The organism is Heliobacterium mobile, from assembly GCF_009720735.1.
Classification (GTDB): domain Bacteria; phylum Bacillota; class Desulfitobacteriia; order Heliobacteriales; family Heliobacteriaceae; genus Heliobacterium; species Heliobacterium mobile.
Genome location: NZ_WNKU01000101.1, coordinates 1 through 1,003 on the forward strand (window position 1 = coordinate 1; position 1,003 = coordinate 1,003).

1 protein-coding gene is annotated in these 1,003 nt (G+C 48.6%); it reads left to right on the forward strand.

All coding sequences use genetic code 11. The features are described 5' to 3' along the window. On the forward strand, positions 1–1,003 hold a 1,003-nt coding region (locus GJ688_RS20365; RefSeq protein WP_170292180.1), incomplete at both ends, for a hypothetical protein.

Consider the following 1,003-nt stretch of genomic DNA (forward strand, 5'->3'; position numbering starts at 1 on the left):
GGAAACTTTTATTCTAGTGTGCCAGGCGAAGGGATAACAGGAGGCGTTACGCTGAGCGATGATCAACAGTGGCACATATATACGTTACCGTTTACCGCGTCTGAACAGAACACGGCTATCACTTTTTTGTTCCGAAACGATCCCGGTAATTATTTCCTAGACGACATTAGCGTAAAAAAACAAGGTGATCTGACGGAACTCTTGAAAAATGGCGGTTTTGAAGCAGGCGCTGTTGTTGGCACCGCAGACCCGGATGTACAGCCTAAACAGTGGGCGCTTGTCGGAACGCAAGGACTTACTGCGGCGGGGCACGTATTTTATGATTTAGATTCAAGTAATCAGCCGTATGCGAAGACAGGCCTTTATTACTGGATGGATGGGGCTATTGCAGGATTTGATGGTATCCAGCAAGTAGTTCCCACTACAATCGGTGAAACCTATACACTATCGTTTGCACTAAAACACGTAAATACTCCTTGGATGAACAAGGAGGCAAAATCAACTGCTCGAGATAATTCTCTTACTATACCTGTTCCTGCAGATAAGCAAGTTACGCAACTACTTATCTACGCCGGAGGTGTTCCAAGTGGCTTACAGGTTACGCCTGCGGTTCCCGATTTACTCTCTAGCGTAGCAGGTTGTACAGCCAGTAGTACCGGGGGTGGTGTGGGAACTTCGAAGGAAAGCGCAATCGCATGGACTATAAATGTGGATAACTCTAAAAATACCCTTTCACGAACAGACATCGTTGTATCAACTGGTTCAAGTTTCAAACTATACTCGGACATGTCATTTAACACAGAGGTTAGCGGATCGAGCTCTATCGCACTGATAGAAGGCGGTGCGACGTCGGTCTACATCAAAGTGACGGCCCCCGATGGAGTTTCAAATGAATACTACGCTGTGACGATCAACCGGGCGGGTCAAACGGACACGACCCCCCCGACCTGGGCAAGCGGCTATCCGCAGGCGGGAACAGTGACGAACACGAGCGCCCAGGTGC